We start from the raw sequence: 21,464 nt of genomic DNA, 5'->3' as shown, positions 1-21,464 counted from the left end.
CAAAATCTATCCGTGATACAGCCGCTTTACTTGACAGTATGCAAGTCGTTCAACCTGCAGCAGCATTTCAGACTTCGTTATATGAGGAAGGGTATTTGCAAAGTTTGACTCCTTCTTCCAAAAAGTCATTCAAGGTTGCTTTTTCACTCTCATCACCTATTGGCCAACCTGTTAGTCCTGAATCTAAAAAGGCTGTATTGAATGCAGTGAAATGGCTGGAGCTGAATGGTTTCGAAGTGGAAGAAGATTCTCCCGATATTGACGGGATCGATTTAATGAAATCTTACTATGTAATGAATTCCGGTGAGACTGCAACGATGTTAGGTACCCTCGAGAAATCGACTGGCCGACCAGTTACTCAAGAAGATGTAGAATTACTTACATGGGTTTTATTTCAGGCAGGTAAATCGCTAGGTGCTGTAGATTATTCGAATGCGCTCCTTAAATGGGATGACGCGGCAGAGAAAGTCGATACTTTTAGTCAGGAATATGATTTATACTTACAGCCTACTACAGCGGAAACTGCACCACGAATCGATCGAGTATACTGGAATGATGCCTTCAAGGAAAAAATGCGACATATAGATTCTTACTCCCCCATCGAACAGCAACAGTTGATTTGGGAAATGTGGGAAGAGAGTCTGACGATGACACCCTTTACTCAACAAGCCAATTTAACTGGTCAACCTTCTATCAGTCTCCCGACTCATCTTACAGAAGAGGGTCTTCCACTCGGCATACAGCTTACTGCGCCTAAAGGAAAAGAACACTGGCTGCTGCAAATCGGTCACTTGATGGAATCTGACGGTTTTTTCTGCTGATCAGGTTATTGACGATAGCATCATACAATCGATGCCTGTTTCCTGACATGTTCTCTTGTTACTTTGATTTTACTGATCAAAAAAACCGTAGGAATCAGAGGCTGAAAAACCCTCTTTTTCCTACGGTACTTTTATCTGTTTACTTCTTTAACTTCAGGTCCGTCTTCTCTTCCTACAATGACCTTTGTAACACAATCCAGGAATAACCCGTGTTCCACAACGCCTGTTAGTGAATCTAACCAGGCAGCCAATTCATGAGGATCTTCAATTTGCTCTAAATGCAGATCAATAATATAGTTCCCAGAATCGGTTAAATATAAGTCATCATTTTCATCTTTTCTGAAACTTGGCTTCATTTCTTTTTCTTCAAACAAGCGGAAGACTTGCTGGCAGCCAAACTTGACGACTTCAACTGGTAATGGAAAAGCGCCAAGTTTATGAACGAGCTTGCTGTCATCCACTATCCAAATCACTTCTTTTGAGTGATTCGCGACCATCTTCTCAAATAAATGAGCGCCACCGCCACCTTTGATGCCCTGGTAGTCGTCAGAAATTTCATCGGCTCCGTCTATAGTGATATCGATCGATTCAACTTCATTGATATCTTTCAAAGGAATACCTAAGCTTTTCGCCTGATCTGCTGTTCTGTGCGACGTTGTCACTCCGGTAATGGATAAGCCCTCTTCTTTCACCCGTTTGCCGATTGCTTCAACCATATAGTATGCCGTGGAACCTGTCCCTAAACCTACGACCATGCCATCCTTCACGAATTCCGCCGCTTTATATCCAACCATTTCTTTTAAATTCATACCTGATAACTCCTTTACTAATGTCTTCTTAAAATTATTATAGCATAGAATAGTAAAAGTGAGGACACGATCTGTGTCCTCACTTTAGGTCGTTTTATTTCAGCATTTTAAATTCCAAAAACAGATCATTGTAGATGCCGGTATACTCCAGTCCCAGGTCCTCATACACTTCCAAGCTGTCGATCATTTCCTGGCTTGGGTAGAACTGTTCATCCTGAACGGTTTCTTCTGGCAAATACTGCATCGCGGTTTTATTGGGCGTGCTGTAACCGATATAGTCAGCATTTTGAGCCGCTACTTCGGGATCCAGCATAAAGTTGATAAAGGCATATGCGGCTTCCTTATTCTGAACAGTATGAGGAATGACCATGTTATCGAACCACAAGTTAGAACCTTCTTCCGGCAGGACATAGACAATGGCTTCATTTTCCCACATCATGTCCGCGGCTTCACCTGAATAAGTGACAGCCAGCGCGGCTTCTTCCTGAATCATATACATTTTCATTTCATCAGCGACCAGCGCTTTTATGTTCGGTGCCAATGAAACAAGTTTGTCAGCTGCAGCTTCCAGTTCGTCTGCATCTTTAGAGTTCAAAGAATAGCCCAAAGTCTGCAACCCGATACCGATGACTTCTCTTGCCCCATCGATCATCAGGATACTGTTATCGTATTTAGGGTCATACAGGTCTTCCCAGCTAGTCGGTGCTTCTTCCAGCAATTCTTCATTGTAAGCTATGCCAAGCGTTCCCCAGAAATAAGGGATGGAGTACTGATTGCCCGGATCAAAATTCAGATCAAGAAATTCCTCATCGATATGTTCCAGTCCCTCGATTTTTGTATGGTCAAGCGGGACGACCAATTTTTCCTCCATCATACGTTCGATCATGTATTCGCTTGGCACGATCAGGTCATAGCCTGTCCCGCCCTGTTGTACTTTTGTATACATGGCTTCATTCGAGTCAAAAGTCTCATAAATGACCCGGTACCCTGTTTCTTCTTCAAAACGATCAAGCAAATCCGGATCGATATAATCTCCCCAGTTATATAAATGGAATACATCGGCACCACTCGTTCCTTCTGCCCGCTCGATGAGTTGTTTACTGAAATACAGACCACTTGCAAGAGCGATGACAAGCAGTGAAAAAACAGTCAGTTTTTTCATTACAAGATCCCCCCTTTTTCATGATTCATTGGATCCATAGGAGCTGTTTTCTTTTTCGTCCGTTGCTGCTGCTGGATAAAATAGTACCCCGTCACGATCGCCATGGCGACTAAAAACAAGATCGTACTGAGTGCGTTGATTTCCAGACTCACACCTTGACGGGCACGTGAATAGATTTCTACGGACAATGTGGCAAATCCATTGCCGGTCACAAAAAAGGTTACCGCAAAATCATCGATGGAATAGGTAAAGGCCATGAAAAAGCCCGCTAAGATACCTGAACTGATACTCGGCAGTATGATTTCTTTAAGGACCTGCCACTGATTTGCACCTAAATCTCTAGCCGCCGTAATCATATTGGCATTCATGCCCTCCAGTCTGGGGAGCACCATCAACACGACAATCGGTATGCTAAACGCGATATGTGAAAACAATACCGAATAGAAGCCTAGTCTGAAACCGACGATTGTGAACAGGAGTAAGAAACTAGCTCCAATAATAACATCTGGTGAGACGAGTAAAACATTGTTCAAGCTCATAAGCAGACCTTGTGTGCGTCTTTTTCGTGAATAATAAATTCCGATGGCGCCAAATGTGCCGATCATTGTCGCAACTAATGAAGACAACAAGGCAACACGCAACGTGTCGAGCGCAATCATGAGTAAGCGCGTATCTTCTGCGAGCGCTCTATAATGCTCCAAGGTAAAGCCGTCGAATTGATTCATTGTTCCTGCTGCGTTAAACGAATAGTAGATCAAGTACACTATGGGTACATATAATAAAATAAAAACGATAAACAGATATACTGAGGACCATTTTATGTTTTTGATCATTGACGCACGACCCCTTTCCGGCGCTTACCCGTCAAAGCCATGACTGCAAACATGATCACTATGAGGACGATGCCCATAGTCGAACCCATGCCCCAGTTTTGAGTCACTAAAAAATGCTGTTCAATAGCTGTTCCCAGCGTCATCACTCGGTTACCGGCAATAAGCCGGGTAAGCATGAAAAGGGACAAGGATGGAATGAAAACCGCTTGAATCCCGCTTTTCACTCCTGAAAATGAAAGAGGGAAAATAATGGAACGGAACGTCTGCCACTCATTTGCACCTAAGTCGCGACTCGCTAAAGTCATCGACTGATCAATGTCATCGATGGCGTTGAAAATCGGTAGCAACATAAACGGTATCTCAATATATGTGGCGACAATCAAAAAGCCTAAACGGGTAAACAAGAGCGGTTGTGCCCCTATCCCCATAAAAGCCAATAACTGATTGACCATACCCGTTTGGCTGAGTATCCCTATAAACGCGTAGGCTTTAAGTAAAATGTTCACCCATGTCGGTAAGATCATCACGAGCAACCATAACTGTTTATGTTTTGTTTTAGTGAGAAAATAGGCGGCCGGATAACTGATGAGCAAGGTCGATACCGTAATCAAAAAAGCATACAGAAAAGACTGAGCCGTCATCGCTAAATAGACAGGTGATGTAAAATAATTTTCGATATTAGCCAAGGTAAAGGTGCCATCTAAGCCCCTAAATGCTTGAAAAAACAAAAGAAGGACAGGAATGATCACGAACAAACCGATCCATAAATAATACGGTACAGACAGTAATTTGCGCTGTTTAACCATCCACGCCATCTCCTTCATCTGAAGCACTTGGAGTTGGTGAATAGTGTTCAATACGCTCATCAAAATCTTCTTCCGTTTCATCTAAGCGCATGATATGGATATCCTCAGGTTCAAACTTCAGCCCCACAACTTTGCCAGGTTCTGACTTCCTAGTAGAATGGATCATCCACTCGTTACCATCCAGATCGTATCCGATCATTTCATAGTGCACGCCTCTAAACAATTGCGTGTCCACAGTTAACAGAATATCCCCATCAATGGCATCAGTTAAAACTAGATCTTCGGGTCTGATAACCACTTCTACTTTTTCGCCTGGCCGCATCCCGCCGTCTACACAGGCAAACTCTTTCCCTGCGAAAGAAACGATATAATCAGAGACCATTCGACCTTCAACGATATTACTTTCACCAATAAAATCAGCCACATAGCGATTGATCGGTTCATCATAAATATCAATAGGTGATCCCGTTTGAACGATTTCACCATCTTTCATGACCATGATTTCATCGCTCATGGCCAACGCTTCCTCCTGATCGTGTGTGACAAATAAGAAAGTAATGCCTAAACGTCTTTGCAGTTCGCGAAGCTCGTACTGCATCTCTGTACGCAATTTCAAATCCAATGCGGAAAGTGGCTCATCTAGGAGCAGGACATCTGGTTCATTGACGATCGCGCGCGCAATCGCTACCCGCTGTTTCTGTCCGCCAGACATTTCCCTTATTTCTCTTTTTTCAAAACCGACCAAGCGCACTAAACGCAACGCCGTCTTGACTTTCTCTTCCATTTCTTTTCTATTTGATTTTTTCATTTTCAAACCAAAAGCTACATTTTCAAATACATTCATATGCGGAAATAAAGCATAATCTTGAAACACGGTGTTCACTTTCCGCTTATTCGGCGGTGTATCTGTTGCCAGTTCGCCATTCAAGTTGACTAAACCTTCTGTAGGAGTAGTGAATCCGGCGATAATATTAAGTATCGTTGATTTTCCACAGCCAGACGGGCCCAACAGGGTATAGAACTTGCCTTTCTCCAAATCGAAAGTAATATCCTTCAATACGCTTTCTTCTTCATATTTTTTTTCGACCTGCTTGAAGGAAACAATGATTTCTTCTGTCAACAAAAAACACCCCTTTATAACCGATTTTATACAACCTTTTTATTATAGCGGTTAAGGGGTGAAAAGCAATATTTTTTTAGTTTGTTTTCAGACTATTTTCAATAAAGATATTTAAAAATTGACGCCATCTCACATTCATTTTTTCAGGGACCTGATTTAACGGGAAATACTGTAATGTCAATGATTCGTCTGAATGACTGTTAAGTTCTCCCTCAAACTCAGTTATTTTATATAATGCCGTCACGGAATAATATTCATCTCCATTGTCCAGTCTGACAAAAAAGGCTTTCCCTGAGAGAATATCGACAAAATCATATGCTTTAACTATTAAATTGGTCTCTTCTTTCACTTCTCTGATCAATGTCTCTTCAAAACTTTCTCCCAGCTCCATCAACCCACCAGGCAGTCCCCATGTTTCATCTGGTCGTTGCTGCAGCAACACTTCGTTTTCTTCATTTAAAACGAAAGCAACAGATCCGTTTAATATGAGGACGTCATGCCCGACTTTTTCTCTCAGTTGCGTAACGTAATCCATCAGTTCAACTCACTTTTTTCATATCCATTGATTATCGTTTCGCAGATCTCATGACTGTGCAAGGCGCTTTCTAATGAAACAGGATTTTCACCCTTCGTTTCCACCGCTTGAATAAAGGCCTTTATCATAGGCGTAAATCCTCGTTTTTCAAGAGTCGTGACCCAGTCTCCTGCTTTTGTATGGGTGATTTCGTTCTCTGTGTATGACACTTTGTCTGTTAAATTTTCTAAAACGATCGTTTCCGATTTGCTTTGTATCTCGTATTTTTCCAGTTTAGTTCCGGATTCATTATTAATAGAAACGTACGCCGTTGCCTGCGGTGTTTCCAACATTACCCAAGCGCGAGAAAAATGATCCCCTTCCATCAGGACCTGAGACTTGACCACTGTGGCTGGTTCGTCCAGTAAATAAAGCGCAGTGTCCAAAGGATGGATCATCAAATCGTATATCCTGTACCTGACTTCAAAGTCCGTCTTATTCACTTGATTTTTCTGCATGATGATATGATTTTTATCGGACAGTTGCTTTATTTCCTGTACCATCGGCGCAAAACGTCTATTGAAACCAGTCATGAGCAGCGTTTCCTGTTTTATTGCGAAATCCAGCAAGGCTCTTGTGCTCGCAATATTTTCAGTCACTGGCTTGTCGACAAAGACCGGTATACCTTTATTCAAGAATGCGCGGCAGACATCATCGTGTGATCCTGTTGGTGTATGAATAAAAACAGCATCTACACGTTCCGTTAGATCACGCCATTCTGTATATAAGCGCTCTTCTGGTACGCCATATTTCTTACCTAACTCCTTCAGTGTTTTTTGTGTGCGTGTGGAAAAATACCACTCGTGTTCTGGGAATAGCGTCGTATATACGGGCAAGTATGCTTTTTGAGCGATACCCCCGAGTCCTATTACACCGATTTTCATAATAAAACCTCCATTTATGATTATTACCTTCAATATAACATGTCATGCGTTCATTAAACACGCCATTGTTTCTAAAAAAAAATAATTCTATACACGCCGCTCTATCGCATCCGTGTATAGAATCGCTTTATAAATTCTAGCTTTCTTCAGCTAAAAATATTTTATTGAATTTTGCTTTTATTGTATCTTTCGCTTTGCTGATCAATTCACGGCTTGCCTTTTCATCTGTCCTCAGATCTTCACCGATGATTTTGACTTCTGTTTCTAACGTGACACCATCTTTTTCCAAGATGACTTCCTTGATGTGATCGATCAATTCAATATAATCTGTGGCCGTTGCATTATTGATATTAACAATAAAGCCAGCGTGTTTGGTCGACACTTGAGCGCCTCCCCAAGTGAACCCCTGTAGCCCGGCATCTTGGATAAGTTTACCTGTGAAATAGCCTGTCGGACGTTTGAATACTGAACCACATGAAGGATATTCTAAAGGCTGCCTAGATGTTCTCAAATAAGTCAATTCATCCATCTTCTCTTTGATTTCTTCTTTATCTCCAGGCTCAAGTTCGAACACAACTTCTAAAGCAATGTCATCTGAATCTTGTAAAATACTGTGGCGGTAATCAAATTGCATGTCCTCATTGACCATCTCTTTTATTATACCTTGACGGGTCAACACCGTGACTTTTTTAATGACTTCCTTCACTTCTCCGCCATAAGCACCGGCGTTCATATAAATAGCGCCACCCACACTTCCGGGTATTCCGCAGGCAAATTCCAATCCTGTCAACCCAGAGTCATAAGCTCGCTTACTCACTTCAATCAGTGGTGCCCCTGCAAACACCCGTATGATATTATCCTGAACAGATATTTGATTCATATCTGTCAAAATGATCGTGGCTCCTCGAATGCCGCCATCTTTAACAATCAAATTGCTGGCATTACCTAAAATAGTCAGCGGCCAGTTGTTCTCATTTAACCATTTCACCAAGGTTTGAACTTCCTCTTTGGTCTTAGGAAAGACAAGGGTATCCGCAGGTCCGCCTGTCTTAGTATATGTATATCGGGACAACGGTTCATTTTCTTTTATATTTGCATCAGGAAATGCTTTCTTAAAGGCTGTTATAGTCATAGATTCAGTGATTCCTCTCATAATAAGTGCTTGAATGTGTTTGAATATATCATTATCAAATAATCACATTCATTTTAACACTATTCTACCCTATAATGTAAAGTAATAAGCAATTGTCACTTAATCGTCATGTGGTTACCGGTTCTCATCTCTTACATGCAATGACTCGCATATCTTGCTATTCGATTATTACGGTATTCACCATCAACTACACAATCAAGACGGACGGGTTATAACGCTCGAATACGACAACTTTTTCATTGTCAATGTTTAGATGAAAACAAACCGGTTATTTTATGCCGAAATCTGAATGTGGCACATGCCGAAATTGATTTGAAAAATGCGTGTTTTGCTGGTTTTGCATGCGAATCCCTTTCAGATCCTTCAAATAAAGGTTTTATCGATTCATTCAGCTATTTCCATCCCAACATAGAAGATGTTTATTGCTATTGCAATTACCATTTTGGATTTACAAACGGAATGCCGGGTGGTGAATCGACTATTTCTCAACTTCGGAGCAATTAGAATCCCACCTAAAAGAGGTTGAAATACACAGTGATCAAAGGGAATCTGATCACTGTCCGGTAGAACTCGATATTGATATGATGATTTAAATCAATCAAAAAAGACCTGTTGTCTGTTACTGTGAAAATAACAGACTTGCTTTTTAAAATAGACTTATCTATAATTAGTGTGACAATTAAATATTATATATGCGGGAGTAACTTGCAGAGGTAATCTGTTGCAGTGCCACCATTCGTAGATTGATAATCTGCTGGTGCTGTATTAAATAGTGAGACGTATACGGATTTATCATCAATTATTCCGTATGCGTCTTTTTTCTTACTCCAACATGAAAAGAGGAAGGATAAAACAATGAATTATTATCAAGACACAAAAGACAAGGTCCTGGAATCACTCGATTCTTCACCTCAAGGACTGAATCAGTCGGAGGCAAACAAACGGCTGGAAGAACATGGCTACAACGAAATCACCCGCAAAGATAAGAAATCAATTTTCTCCATGTTTGTTGATTCATTTAAAGATCCAATGGTTGTTGTTTTATTGATTGTGGCCATCGTTCAAATAGCCATAGGTGAAGTGATCGAATCATTGATCATCTTCGTTGTTTTGATCTTGAATGCCATTTTAAGTGTGGTTCAGACAAAAAAAGCGGAAGATTCACTCGAATCGTTGGAAAAAATGTCTGCCCCGACCGCTAACGTTTATCGGGATGGAAAAACGAAACAGATCGATGCCAGAGAATTGACCATCGGAGACGTCGTCGTGCTGGAAGCTGGAGATAACATCCCTGCTGACGGGCGACTCATAGAATCTGAATCCCTTCAAATTGAGGAAGGATCATTGACCGGTGAGTCAATGCCTTCTGAAAAAACGATAAAACCTTTAGAAAAAGAAACCACGCTTGCTGATCGAATCAATATGGTTTACAGCAGCACACTGGTAACTTATGGACGTGGTGTCATGGTCGTGACTTCAGTAGGTGAAGATACTGAGATGGGTAAAGTTGCTGAAATGCTTCAAAATGTGGCTGCGAAACAAACACCCCTGCAAAGAAAACTGGAGCATTTCAGTAAAAAATTAGGGATAGCGATCCTGCTCTTATCTGTTCTTATTTTTGGTATTCAGGCTGCACGTATCTTCCTGGGAGATACACAAGATGTGGCCATACCTCTGCTTAACGCCTTTATGTTTGCCGCTGCGGTTGCCGTTGCTGCTATTCCAGAAGCCCTGCAGTCTATCGTAACCATCGTATTATCTGTCGGTACAAATAAAATGGCAAAAAACAATGCGATTATCAGACACCTTCCCGCTGTCGAGACACTTGGTTCTACGAGTGTTATTTGTACAGACAAGACAGGAACATTGACACAAAACAAAATGACAGTTGTCGATGAATATATTCCAAATGGCGAGTCCAATCTTTTTTCTGGTGATAGCAATACTTGGACAGAATCAGAGAAAATACTCATGCAAGTGGCTGTGTTAACGAATGATTCGACTATCAATGAAAAAAATGAATCGAGTGGTGACCCTACCGAAGTCGCTTTGATCGCCTATAGCAACGAGCAAGGTCTTCCTTACAATTCAGTAAGAGATGAATATCCGAGAATCGCTGAACTGCCCTTCGACTCGAGTCGTAAACGCATGTCGACGGTTCATGAAATCGATGGGGAAAAACGCCTGCTTGTAAAAGGTGGGCCCGATGTTTTATTCAAACTTTGTTCCAAGGTTAAAATGAATGGGGATATTGTTGAACTGACAGAAGAACGTTTAGAAGAACTGAAACAGAAGAATGAAGATTTTTCTAATCAGGCTATGCGTGTTCTGGCATTTGCCTATAAACCTTTAGACACAACAGATGTCAGTATTGAAGATGAAGATGACCTGGTCTTCATTGGTCTGCTTGCAATGATCGATCCTCCTCGCAAGGAAGTATACCATGCGGTAGAAGATGCTGCTAAGGCGGGCGTAAGAACAATCATGATTACGGGTGACCATAAAACAACTGCACGAGCCATTGCTCGTGATTTGAACATATCTAAAGAAGGTGACCTTGCCTATACAGGACAGGAATTAGATGATCTATCCGAAGAAGAACTCATGGACCAACTAGAAAACATTACTGTTTATGCTCGAGTATCTCCGGAAAATAAAATCCGTATTGTTACAGCTTGGGAAAACAAAAATCAGATCACAGCTATGACTGGCGATGGTGTCAATGACGCACCTGCATTGAAACAAGCTGATATCGGTATAGCTATGGGTAGTGGAACAGATGTAGCCAAAGATGCCTCAGCGATGATTTTAACTGATGATAACTTCGTTTCCATTGTCCGTGCTATTTCAGTTGGACGTACGATATTCAGTAATATCAAAAAATCTATAACTTATCTGTTCTCGGGTAATCTGGGTGCTGTTACTGCAATCATATTTGCCTTAATTATGAATTGGGTAAACCCGTTCACTGCACTACAACTTCTCTTTATCAACTTAGTTAACGACTCGCTGCCAGCTATCGCTTTAGGTTTAGAACCCGCCGAACCTAACGTCATGGAACAGAAACCACGAGATCCTAATGAATCCATTTTTTCTGGTAATACATTCAGAATCGTTGCTTTCCGTGGAGCGCTTATCGGTATCGCTGTTATCATCTCTCAGTATATTGGTCTCCAATATTCAAATGAGATGAGTGTCGCCATGGCCTTTACTACATTAATATTGTCGCGAACACTTCAAGTATTCCCAGCTCGTTCCAATGTAGAAACAAGTATTGGCGCTGGATTCTTCAGTAACAAATTCGTGATTATCGCTTTCGTTATTTGTTCAGGCTTATATAGCATCACCTTGTTACCAGCTGTTAGAGGAATCTTCTCTATACCTGCTGACTTTGGTTTAACTGAATGGGCAATTGCAGCCGGATTAGCCCTTACAACAACTATCATCATGGAATTGAGAAAAATTATCTTACCGTATAAAAAAGCAGAATAAGTTTTTAAAGAGCGTGTATTTATCTTTTTGACGAGATAAATACATGCTCTTTTTTCACTTTTTTCAAACAAGATATTTCTCTCCTATCCACCTAACTCACTTGAAACTCCTGTGAATCATGCTATACTGTAAAGACTAAATAAGATATTAATAAAAGAGGTTAACAAAATGAATTTTACAGCTATAGATTTTGAAACTGCCAATCGCCAGTCACACAGTGCCTGTTCTGTCGCTTTAACTATCGTTAGAGATAATAAAATCGTCGATGAATATTACACCTTGATTCAGCCCGAAACCCGGTTTGACCGTATGAATACGCAAATACATGGAATAAGAGAAACTGATGTTTACGATTCACCAAAATTTCCTGATGTGTGGAATGACATGAAGCAGTTTTTCACCCCGGATCAATTAGTCGTGGCTCACAACATGCCATTTGATAAACGTATTCTAACTGGTACGCTAGCCCATTACGGTTTAGACGCACCTGGATTCCAAACGCTTTGTACTGTGCAGTCTTCTCGCTCCTTACTACGTGAATTACCCAATCACAAATTAAATACCGTCGCAGCACACTATGGTATCCTTTTAAATCACCATCATGCACTGGATGATTCACGTGCCTGTGCAACGATATTGATCAATCAGGAAAAAGAATACGGCAAGTTTTCTTTAGACCGTTTCATTAGATGATTATCTAAATAAAGACGCCAGGGAATGATTCCCTGGCGTCTTTATTTAGATTAATTTGCTCATTAAGCAAACGTTAAGTAATTGTCCTTCATCTTTGACACCTTGTTCCATAATGGCTTCTAATTTGAAACCCAATTTTTCATATAAATGACGGGCTCGAGTATTTCGTTCCTGCACTTTTAATTCCAGGCGACTAAGCACTGGCGATTCGTCTGCCCAAAGCAACAGTTCCTCCATCAGCAACGTTCCTAACCCGAAGCCCCAATAGTCTTTGTCTACGACGACACCGATTTCTCCAATATGCTCGATCTTTGGTTTATCGGAGGCATGTATAGATGCAATACCAACAACTTCTTCATTCACACGGGCAATAAACACACAATTATTTAAAGATGAATAGATAGTATCAAGTTGTTTCTCTTCTTCCTCAACACTCACTCCGATCCCTTCCCCACCTTGGGTCATGTATCCGGTCTGAGTGGCCGTTTCATTCAATAATTTTAAAATTTGCTCAGCATCACTTGGAATAGCTTCTCGTATAATACACTCAATCGCTTCACTCATTTTCTAATCGCTCCACTATTTCAATATACTTTTTACCATGTGCTTCAAAAATCAATTCACGTTGTTCTGAATCGTTTAAAACATTGATTTGAATCAACAGGTGTTCCTCCGGTAGATCTTCTTTCATAAAAGAACCCCATTCCACAATGGTGATCCCCTCACCAAAAAAGTATTCTTCTAGTCCCAGATCTTCATCTTCAGCCTCTTCAAGACGATAGAGATCCATATGATAGAGCGGTAGGTCCCCATCAGTGTATTCCTTTATCAACGTATAGGTGGGACTTTTTATTATGCGCGCGATCCCTAGTCCTTCCGCGACACCTTTAGTAAAGGTCGTCTTGCCTGCTCCTAATTGACCTTCCAGCAAAACAGTCATGGAAGGCTCTAGTAAAGCAGCTAATTTTTTTGCTATCATTTTTGTCTCTTGCTCACTTTTTGTAATTATCTTCATCGTTACCCTTCTCTACTCATTAACTATTCATAATCCTATCATATTTCATGACATAATCATACTTTTTACAAAAAAAAGAGCTGGCGTTTAGCCAGCTCTTTGTGTTCCTATTTATTTACCTAATGCATTTTTCCCGGCATATGACCAAAGCATCCAAATTGTTTGATCAACAAATGCTTTTTGTGCAATCAGCATATCAACGGTTACATCATCATTGCTCTCATCGATCAGATCTATTGCATTTTTCAGATCATCTCTAAGGATTTCAAAATCTAAAACAATGGCTTTGATGAACGGTTCTTCAGGAATGTTTTTGTTCTCAAGCGTTTCTTTAATAGATGAGTGATCAATAAATTCCTGGAGAGTTGAATAGGGCTGCCCACCGATCTGCAAGAGTCTTTCAGCCGTAGCATCCATGTGTTCAGTTATTTCATCGTAATACTCTTCCAGCTTAACATGTAAATCAAAGAAATGATGTCCTCTGATGAACCAATGAGCTTGATGAAGTTTCGTGTAAAACAGACCTTGGGTAGCAACGAGATCGTTCAAACATTCTTTCACTTCTGGTGTTGACATTTTTATTCCTCCTTTGTATTTTTTCTTCTACCCATAGAGTATGACAATTTTTTTGCGTTCTCAACTAATATGACTTTATCGACAGAAGATAACTATTTAGTTATACTGAATGAAGAACCAAGGAGGTCCTATGAATGATTCAAGTTAAACAGATCGAAACAGGCGGTATCCAAGAAAATTGCTATATAGTCTATGAAAATACTGAAGCATTGATTGTCGACCCAGGTGCTGAAGCAAGTAAGATCAAGAAGGAACTGGAAAATTTGGGTGTTACACCCCTAGCTGTAATATTGACCCACACACATTATGATCACATTGGAGCACTGGAAGATATTCGTGTGGATTATGACATCCCTGTCTACGTTAGCCCCAAAGAGCAAGAGTGGTTAGGGAATCCCAGTCTGAATCTATCGACTTATACGAATTATGAAATTAGCGCTAATCCCGCAGAATACACATTTGAACCATCAGAATCAGTAATCATCGGTCCTTTTACATTTGAAGTGGTTGCCACTCCCGGACACTCGCCAGGTGGCGTCAGTTTCATTTTCAAAGATGAGAACTGTGTCTTTTCTGGAGATGCTTTATTTAAGGGCGGTATCGGCCGGACAGATTTGCCTGGAAGCGAACCGGAAAAATTGATACCGGCTGTAAAAGAACAGCTCTTTGTCTTTCCGGATGACTATACCGTTTACCCAGGCCATGGAGATTCTACAACCATCGGTTATGAAAAACGAACGAACCCTTACTTTAGAAATGGAAAGGATAGTTAAAGTGAAACGAATTTTACTTTTGCATACAGGTGGCACCATTTCGATGAGCACAGACCAGCGTACAGGTGCCGTTAAACCAACTGAGGAACATCCTTTACACCAGTACAGTCACTTATTTGAAGAAAACATTGAAATAAGTGAAGAAGATATTTTTCATTTACCTTCTCCACATGTTACTTTGCACAATATGCTGGATATGCAAAAGAGACTCATTAAAGCCATTGATGAAGAACATTTCGACGGTGCTGTGATTACTCACGGAACAGATACTCTAGAAGAAACGGCCTACTTTTTAGACCTGACTCTAGACTCACCTTTTCCGATTGTCTTAACAGGGGCAATGCGGCCAACAGATGAGCTCGGATCTGATGGAGTGAGCAACTTGCAAAATGCGATTTGGACGGCTCTATCCATGGATTCGAAAGATAAAGGAATACTGGTTGTAATGAACGAAGAGATACACACCGCTCGATACGTCACCAAAACACACACGACCAATATAGCGACATTCAGAACCCCAACATTTGGTCCGATCGGCATTGTATCCAAACACAAAGTCCGCTTCTTTCAAAAACTGGTCTTTGATGAAACTTATCCCGTTAAGTCCATCTCTAAAAATGTGTGTTTATTAAAAGCTTTTGCTGGAATGGATAGCACGCTATTCGATGCGCTTGCTTCAACTAACATCGACGGTCTCGTTATTGAAGCCTTAGGTGCTGGGAATTTGCCCCCAGCAACATTACCCGGTATCAAGAGACTACTTAATAATAACGTTGAGATCGTCATCACTTCCCGCGCATTTAGTGGAATAGCTCAGGATATTTATGCCTACAAAGGCGGGGGCAAACACCTGAAAGAACTTGGCGCTATTTTTGCTCCAGGTCTGACCGGTATTAAAGCACGGATAAAATTACAAGTCATTCTAGAACAAGATAATGCAGACGATCTGATTAAACAATGTTTTGATTGATTTATTAAAAAACAGCACGTATCTGTCAAGTGACAGACACGTGCTGTTTTTTATTTAAACTCTATTGTTCTTTTTAATTCATGAACAGTTAAGTCAGCTAAATGATTTTTCCATTTTGCATCTTTCCATTGCCACATATTTGTTCTGTTTTCATTGAAATAACGCAATGAGAAGACTTCCGCACCCTGGTTTAGATAGATCTCCATTGACGAATCTTCCAGGAACAACTGCACCGTTTCAAGCGGTCGTGTCAGATTAACACTTCTCGTTTCTCGCTCTCCCGTTAACCAATTCGTGCGTTCCACGGTGATACGCTTTTCGGTCGCCTCATAAGTGATTGTGACTTCATTACGGAAGTTCCAGGTAAAGGATGCTGGCGATTCGTCCCACGAACAATTCATTTCTTGCTCCGGTGTGGACAAGATAATTCTATCTTTCAGAGCTATGTCCTTTAACAAATCAAACGATGCGAGTCTCAATTCTTTCAGTTCTTCGACGGGTTGCTGTAACAACTGATTTCCCACTATTTTGATTTCTCTAGGCAGCGTTAGGTGATGAATCCATCCCTCATTTATAGTAGGAACTGCAGCCTCAACTTCGGGATCCATCGCCCCCATCCAACCTAAAATGATGGTTCTTCCATGATCATCTTTGAAAGATTGAGGAGCGTAAAACTCGAACCCTCGGTCCATTTCAATAAATCCTTCTTTATCTGGAATGAATTTCCCAGATCGAGCCTCCCCCAGTATATAACCGGTTTGAAAGATGTTCTGGTAAAAATCACCTTTAGCCTCTAATCCTTGCGGGGAAAAGACAAACACGTCCTTATTGGGCAATTTCAACACATCCGGACATTCCCACATATATCCAAAGTCTGGCAAAGCATCCATGAATTCACCCTCAAATGACCAGTTGAGCAAATCCGGTGAACGGTACACTATGGTCGTCCCTTTTAAATCTAGCGTTTGTGCGCCCAGTATCATCCAGTATTCATCTTTTTCCTGCCAAATTTTCGGATCTCTCAGGTGCGCCGTATAATTATTGGGATGATCGAACAACGGTCCTCTTTTCTCAAAATGAATACCGTCTTCTGAAACAGCCAAACATTGATAACTTTCTCTCTCACCGTTAACATTGCGGACGTTTCCAGTATAAAATAAGTAGAGCTTTCCCTCTCGCTCAAACGCACTGCCAGAATAACACCCATCTTTATCGAACCAATCTGTCGGTTCCAAAGCGGGTTTCAAATAATCCCATTCGATCAAATCAGTAGAGACAGCATGACCCCACGTTTTATTCGCATGTGTTGTCCCTTCTGGATTCCATTGAAAGAATACGTGATACTGATTGTTAAAATAAACTAAGCCGTTAGGATCATTAAGCAACCCATGAGGTGCGCGCACATGATAATAGACTGTATAGTTCTCATCATTTTGTTCTACTTTTGACATCTTATTCCTCCTGAGTAATTAAGCTTTTGAACCTTCCATATCTTCTCTCATTTTATCAGTATAACCAAAGAAATATGTGAGTGTGAAAGCAACACCGATAGCAACCAAGTTAGCTAAAATGTACCATAAGAGTTGGTCATTCAGATAAAGAAGTGTTCCTGGAATTACGGTAACTGCCATTCCTGTTGCTTCCAGGTTTAAAATATCACCCATGAAACCACCAACAGCACCCCCGACTAAACCGAATGCAAAAGGTTTAATGTATCGTAAGTTCACACCAAAGATAGCCGGTTCTGTAATTCCTAAAAAGGCTGATAAAGCTGAAGGATAAGCCAGAGCTTTCAATTTCTTAGATTTTGTTTTCATAGCTACAGCTAAAGTTGCTCCACCTTGAGCGGCAACACTGGATGTAATGATCGCGTTATAAGGATTCACACCTGTATTGGCTAATAACTGAATTTCTAAAAAGTTAAAGATATGGTGAACACCCGTTATAACCAGTACCTGATTCAATCCACCAATAATAATCCCTGCCAGACCAAATGGTAAATCGAGCAACCAGATCACTGCTTCCAATATGACTTCTTCTAATGAGTGGAATACTGGACCAATGATAAAGAGTGCAAGAATACTCATCACTAATAATGTTCCAAATGGAGATACAAGTAAATCTAAAGATTCGGGAACATTTTTTCTAAACCATTTTTCGACTTTAGCTCCAATATAGCCTGCAATGAAAGCTGGTAATACCGTTCCTTGATACCCGACGACAGGGATAAAGCCTAACATATAAATAGGTAAAGCGTCCCCGCTAGCTACTGCATAAGCATTTGGAAGTGCCGGGTTAACTAACATCAGACCTAAGACTATCCCTATAACCGGTGAACCGCCAAACACTCTAAATGCTGACCAGGCCACTAAAGCTGGTAAGAAGGCAAAAGCTGTATCCGTTAGGATCTGAGTATACAATAAGAAGTTTACACTGATATCCTCTGGAACTAGTCCAAATAATCCCAGGACTTGCTCTTGTGTTAGTAAGCCGCGTAATCCCATAAATAGCCCTGTTGCAACAAGAACAGGAATAATGGGAACAAATACATCACCAAAGGTTCGAATAGCCCGTTGAAATACGTTCCCTTGTTTTTTAGCCTCTTCTTTCATCTCTCCTTTAGACGTACCTGGTAATCCAAGATCAATGATTTCATTATAGATTTTGTTAACCGTTCCTGTACCAAAAATAATTTGATACTGACCAGAATTATAGAAGACACCTTTTACTTTTTCGATATTCTCTATCTTGCTGTCATCCACTTTTTCTCTGTCCTTGACCATTACACGTAAACGCGTAGCACAATGTGCAACCGAATCAACGTTATCTTTTCCGCCAATTGCATCAATCACTTGCTGAGCAATTTCTTTGTTATCTGCCATGTTTATCCCTCCAATTTTTATGGTCCCACTTATTTTGGAACCGGTTCTATTCCATTGTAAATGAATGCGTTTTCCTTGTAAACCCTTTAATTTAATTTTTTTGTCGTTTCCTTGATTATTAATTGATTATCTAAAGCTTGTTGGTGAGGAACTTCCTCTTTCAAAATCATCTTCTCAAGTGTTTCGATGGCCAGATTACCGATAGTATAATAGGGATATTTAACAGTAGTCAACGCCGGCGACATGAAAGAGAGTAAGTCATACCCGCCGTACCCTGTTATGGAGATATCCTCAGGAATAGCTATGTTTAAATCATGAGCCGCTTTCATTACCGCCAAGGCTATCGTATCTGTTGCACCCACAATAAATGTTGCTTTCGATTTTTTCAATTCTATTATGGCTGTATTATAGGCCTCTCGCATGAGGAAAGAAGTCTCCACCACTTTCACCTTTGCCAGGCTGTTTCTTGAAGTACCTTTATAGAATCCGTCATATCGGTCACGGCCAACCGCTTTGTCTTCTTGTGATACATTGAAATACAGGAAATCATGATGCCCTAGATCCAGGGCATGTTGTGCGATTTTTTCACCTGCTCCATAATCATCATGAATAATGGATGGGATTTCTTTTGTTTCCTGTCCCAACACTAAAAGTGGGATATCGATTTCTTCTATTGCCTTTCGGTGTTTGGCTGTCACTTCTTTGGCTAAGAAGATGATGCCATCGACCTTTTGCTTAGCCAGCGTGTTAATATCTTCTATTTCTCTTTCAGTTTCTTGGTTAGCATTTGTAATGATCAACTGAAATCCTTTTTCATATGCTTTATAATCTATGCCAGACAGCACTTCATTCGTTGAAGGTGAATCCAGACGCGGAATGATCACTCCGATCATGTTTGTTTTTTGAGCTTTTAAACTCCGAGCAAACGTATTCGGTTTATAACCCCGCTTCTTTACAATTGCGTCAATTTTTTCTTTTGTCTTGGGACTGACTGACCCATTATTTAAATACCGGGACACCGTACTCTTTGCCACACCCGCTTCTCTTGCAATATCATTGATTGTTACCATGATTGAACTCCCATCTTATCTTTTATTCCATCGAAAACTAGCTGAAGCATGGATCGTTTCACCCACTAGAATATGATGATCAGTATACAGGTGTCCCTCCGAACGCTGGCTGACCTTACTAGTTACTGTATCGCCTTCTTTGACTTCTTTATCGAATGTAATGATGCCATGCTGTATTTGATGTGCTGTAATAAATGATGCATTTAAACTATCTAGTAACCACTCTATATATTTTGAATTATTGACATGCTGGTTTGTATCAATATCAAAATAACGGACGCTGTAATTCGTTTGAACTGCTTGTACGAGATCTACTTCATGCGGTTTGGAGTTTCGTCGTATCCGTTTAGAAAAAACAGCTTCATAGGGGGCAACGAGTTCACTTGGAATTCTTGCCATCTTTCTATTCTCATTATCCATGAGCGCAAACGTTGTCTTGACTTCTATTAGTTTATTTTGATCATCATCGCGTACAATAAACTCACGATAGGTAAAGAGTTTGTTATATTCCGTTGCAAACGTTTCTATTTCTACTTCTTCTTTATAACCTGGCATTCGTGTGACTATAAATTCATATCTGAGAACGATCCAGTTGAATCCCATTTCTCTAATGATTGATTCCTGCCTATTCAATTCGGCTGAATGATTTTCCGAAACATTCAAGAGTAAATTGACCAGCATAGATAAGGTCAGCTGTTGCGTACGGTCACACATATAATATGTAACATTTTGCTTTTGTTTATACGATTGACTCACATTCATTTCTCCTTTAGTTTCATTGCTTAAATTATAGAAGTAATTGATTTATATTACAATTTTAATTAACGATACTTATGAAGAAGCAAGTTTTCACATTATTTTACCTAGTTTAGTCTAGAATTTGATGAGAAAGATTTTTTTTAAAAATAATTGGTTATATTTCATTGAAATTATCATGTGTTTTGTATTAGAATAGAATTTATAGTATAATGAAAAATGGAGCTAAATTTTAATCTTACTTATGATTCCTTCATTATTATGATTTGTAAGATTAGAACTTATCGCAATTTTCAAAAATTTAAGGAGGAAATTACATGAAAGATTCTGAAAACAACAGAAATAAAGGGTTTCTCGGTTTTATCGAGCGTGTAGGTAATGGTTTACCTCATCCAGTTATTATATTCGTAATATTAGCTTTAGCTATTATCGTGATATCCGAAATTGTTGCCCGCTTTGGTGGACCAGTTGAATATTTTAACGCAAGCGAAGGTGCTTTCGTAAGCGTCGAGGCTATTTCATTAATGTCAGCCGATGGGATCGCACACATTTTCAATAGTGCTGTAGATAACTTTACAGGATTCGCACCTTTAGGGACAGTACTTGTTGCTATGCTAGGTGTCGGTGTCGCTGAATGGACAGGCTTGATCTCTACGACACTTAAGAAATTACTAAGAAATGTCCCAACAGGACTTTTAACTGCTTCTGTGGTATTTGCCGGTATTATTTCTAATATCGCTTCCGATGCCGGATATGTTGTTGTTATTCCGTTGGGTGCTATTATTTTTGCGGGAGCTGGTCGTCACCCTATTGCCGGTCTGGCCGCAGCCTTTGCCGGTGTGTCTGCCGGATTCTCAGCTAACTTGATCTTCGGTCCTACTGATGCTTTACTTGTTGGTATTACAAACGAAGCCTTGACCGCTGGTGGTATTGACTACGATGTAGCTGTTACAGCAAACTGGTACTTCATGATTGTTTCTACATTCGTATTAACTGCCGTAGGTGCTTTTGTCACCGAAAAAATAGTCGAACCGCGACTTGGTGAATATAATGGGAGCTATAAGCCAGATGATGA

At 40.4% G+C, this 21,464-nt stretch carries 20 protein-coding genes and 1 pseudogene; 6 read left to right on the top strand and 15 right to left on the bottom strand.

Annotated elements, in window-relative coordinates:
- Positions 1-821: amidase family protein (locus R6U02_RS05290; RefSeq protein ID WP_410262591.1), on the top strand; the 821-nt coding region annotated here is incomplete at its 5' end.
- Positions 822-952: 131 nt separating this feature from the next.
- Here R6U02_RS05290 and rpiA read toward each other — a convergent pair.
- The 8 genes from rpiA to murB form a co-directional block, all read right to left on the bottom strand.
- Entirely contained in the window at positions 953-1,630 is a 678-nt protein-coding gene (rpiA, locus tag R6U02_RS05285; protein WP_410262590.1) for a ribose-5-phosphate isomerase RpiA, read from the bottom strand.
- Between the two features lie 94 nt (positions 1,631-1,724).
- Complete coding sequence (locus R6U02_RS05280; RefSeq protein WP_410262589.1) at positions 1,725-2,792, bottom strand: PotD/PotF family extracellular solute-binding protein; 1,068 nt, start codon at positions 2,790-2,792, stop codon at positions 1,725-1,727.
- Positions 2,792-3,622, bottom strand: a complete 831-nt coding sequence (locus R6U02_RS05275) for an ABC transporter permease (protein WP_410262593.1) — start codon at positions 3,620-3,622, stop codon at positions 2,792-2,794. Before R6U02_RS05275 ends, R6U02_RS05280 begins: the two co-directional genes overlap by 1 nt.
- A complete protein-coding gene (locus tag R6U02_RS05270; protein WP_410262588.1) occupies positions 3,622-4,431 on the bottom strand; it encodes an ABC transporter permease in 810 nt (269 codons plus the stop codon). The genes R6U02_RS05275 and R6U02_RS05270 overlap by 1 nt, the downstream gene beginning before the upstream one ends.
- Complete coding sequence (locus R6U02_RS05265) at positions 4,424-5,551, bottom strand: ABC transporter ATP-binding protein (RefSeq protein WP_410262587.1); 1,128 nt, start codon at positions 5,549-5,551, stop codon at positions 4,424-4,426. Before R6U02_RS05265 ends, R6U02_RS05270 begins: the two co-directional genes overlap by 8 nt.
- Positions 5,552-5,627: 76 nt before the next feature.
- On the bottom strand, positions 5,628-6,086 hold the full coding sequence (locus R6U02_RS05260; protein WP_410262586.1) for an NUDIX hydrolase: 459 nt from the start codon (positions 6,084-6,086) through the stop codon (positions 5,628-5,630).
- Positions 6,086-7,009, bottom strand: a complete 924-nt coding sequence (locus R6U02_RS05255) for a Gfo/Idh/MocA family protein (protein WP_410262585.1) — start codon at positions 7,007-7,009, stop codon at positions 6,086-6,088. Before R6U02_RS05255 ends, R6U02_RS05260 begins: the two co-directional genes overlap by 1 nt.
- A 136-nt stretch (positions 7,010-7,145) precedes the next feature.
- Positions 7,146-8,141, bottom strand: coding sequence for a UDP-N-acetylmuramate dehydrogenase (murB, locus tag R6U02_RS05250; RefSeq protein WP_410262584.1), 996 nt, complete (start codon positions 8,139-8,141; stop codon positions 7,146-7,148).
- 876 nt (positions 8,142-9,017) lie between these two features.
- Here murB and R6U02_RS05245 point away from each other — a divergent pair.
- Both R6U02_RS05245 and R6U02_RS05240 read left to right on the top strand, forming a co-directional pair.
- Positions 9,018-11,654 carry a cation-translocating P-type ATPase gene (locus R6U02_RS05245; protein WP_410262583.1) on the top strand — a complete coding sequence of 879 codons (2,637 nt, stop codon included), beginning with the start codon at positions 9,018-9,020 and terminating at the stop codon, positions 11,652-11,654.
- A gap of 168 nt (positions 11,655-11,822) precedes the next feature.
- Complete coding sequence (locus R6U02_RS05240; RefSeq protein WP_410262582.1) at positions 11,823-12,347, top strand: 3'-5' exonuclease; 525 nt, start codon at positions 11,823-11,825, stop codon at positions 12,345-12,347.
- Positions 12,348-12,392: 45 nt separating this feature from the next.
- Here R6U02_RS05240 and R6U02_RS05235 read toward each other — a convergent pair whose 3' ends face one another.
- The 3 genes from R6U02_RS05235 to R6U02_RS05225 all read right to left on the bottom strand — a co-directional run bounded on the left by R6U02_RS05235 (position 12,393) and on the right by R6U02_RS05225 (position 13,938).
- Entirely contained in the window at positions 12,393-12,911 is a 519-nt protein-coding gene (locus R6U02_RS05235) for an N-acetyltransferase family protein (protein ID WP_410262581.1), read from the bottom strand.
- Positions 12,904-13,362, bottom strand: a complete 459-nt coding sequence (gene tsaE / locus R6U02_RS05230; RefSeq protein WP_410262580.1) for a tRNA (adenosine(37)-N6)-threonylcarbamoyltransferase complex ATPase subunit type 1 TsaE — start codon at positions 13,360-13,362, stop codon at positions 12,904-12,906. The genes R6U02_RS05235 and tsaE overlap by 8 nt, the downstream gene beginning before the upstream one ends.
- Positions 13,363-13,473: 111 nt before the next feature.
- Positions 13,474-13,938 (bottom strand): Dps family protein, encoded by a 465-nt coding sequence (locus R6U02_RS05225; protein ID WP_410262579.1) that lies wholly within the window; start codon positions 13,936-13,938, stop codon positions 13,474-13,476.
- 137 nt (positions 13,939-14,075) lie between these two features.
- On the opposite strand from R6U02_RS05225, the gene R6U02_RS05220 reads away from it, so the two are divergent.
- Both R6U02_RS05220 and R6U02_RS05215 read left to right on the top strand, forming a co-directional pair.
- Positions 14,076-14,711, top strand: a complete 636-nt coding sequence (locus R6U02_RS05220; RefSeq protein WP_410262592.1) for an MBL fold metallo-hydrolase — start codon at positions 14,076-14,078, stop codon at positions 14,709-14,711.
- Between the two features lies 1 nt (position 14,712).
- Positions 14,713-15,681: an asparaginase gene (locus R6U02_RS05215; RefSeq protein WP_410262578.1), complete on the top strand. Its 969-nt coding sequence runs from the start codon at positions 14,713-14,715 to the stop codon at positions 15,679-15,681.
- Positions 15,682-15,731: 50 nt separating this feature from the next.
- Here R6U02_RS05215 and R6U02_RS05210 read toward each other — a convergent pair whose 3' ends face one another.
- The 4 genes and pseudogenes from R6U02_RS05210 to R6U02_RS05195 all read right to left on the bottom strand — a co-directional run bounded on the left by R6U02_RS05210 (position 15,732) and on the right by R6U02_RS05195 (position 20,389).
- Entirely contained in the window at positions 15,732-17,132 is a 1,401-nt protein-coding gene (locus R6U02_RS05210) for a glycoside hydrolase family 32 protein (protein WP_410262577.1), read from the bottom strand.
- A gap of 51 nt (positions 17,133-17,183) precedes the next feature.
- Positions 17,184-18,563, bottom strand: a pseudogene (locus tag R6U02_RS05205) (sucrose-specific PTS transporter subunit IIBC); the annotation flags it as partial.
- An 86-nt stretch (positions 18,564-18,649) separates the two neighbouring features.
- Entirely contained in the window at positions 18,650-19,633 is a 984-nt protein-coding gene (locus R6U02_RS05200; RefSeq protein ID WP_410262576.1) for a LacI family DNA-binding transcriptional regulator, read from the bottom strand.
- 15 nt (positions 19,634-19,648) lie between these two features.
- Positions 19,649-20,389: an acyl-[acyl-carrier-protein] thioesterase gene (locus tag R6U02_RS05195; protein WP_410262575.1), complete on the bottom strand. Its 741-nt coding sequence runs from the start codon at positions 20,387-20,389 to the stop codon at positions 19,649-19,651.
- 317 nt (positions 20,390-20,706) lie between these two features.
- Here R6U02_RS05195 and R6U02_RS05190 point away from each other — a divergent pair.
- Positions 20,707-21,464, top strand: a 758-nt coding sequence (locus R6U02_RS05190) for an AbgT family transporter (protein ID WP_410262574.1), incomplete at its 3' end; no start/stop codon positions are given.

Origin of the sequence: Alkalibacterium sp., from assembly GCF_046484155.1 — a bacterium.
Classification (GTDB): Bacteria; Bacillota; Bacilli; order Lactobacillales; family Carnobacteriaceae_A; genus Alkalibacterium.
Note: the sequence above shows the minus strand (reverse complement) of the source record. Positions and strands in the feature narration are given on the sequence as shown.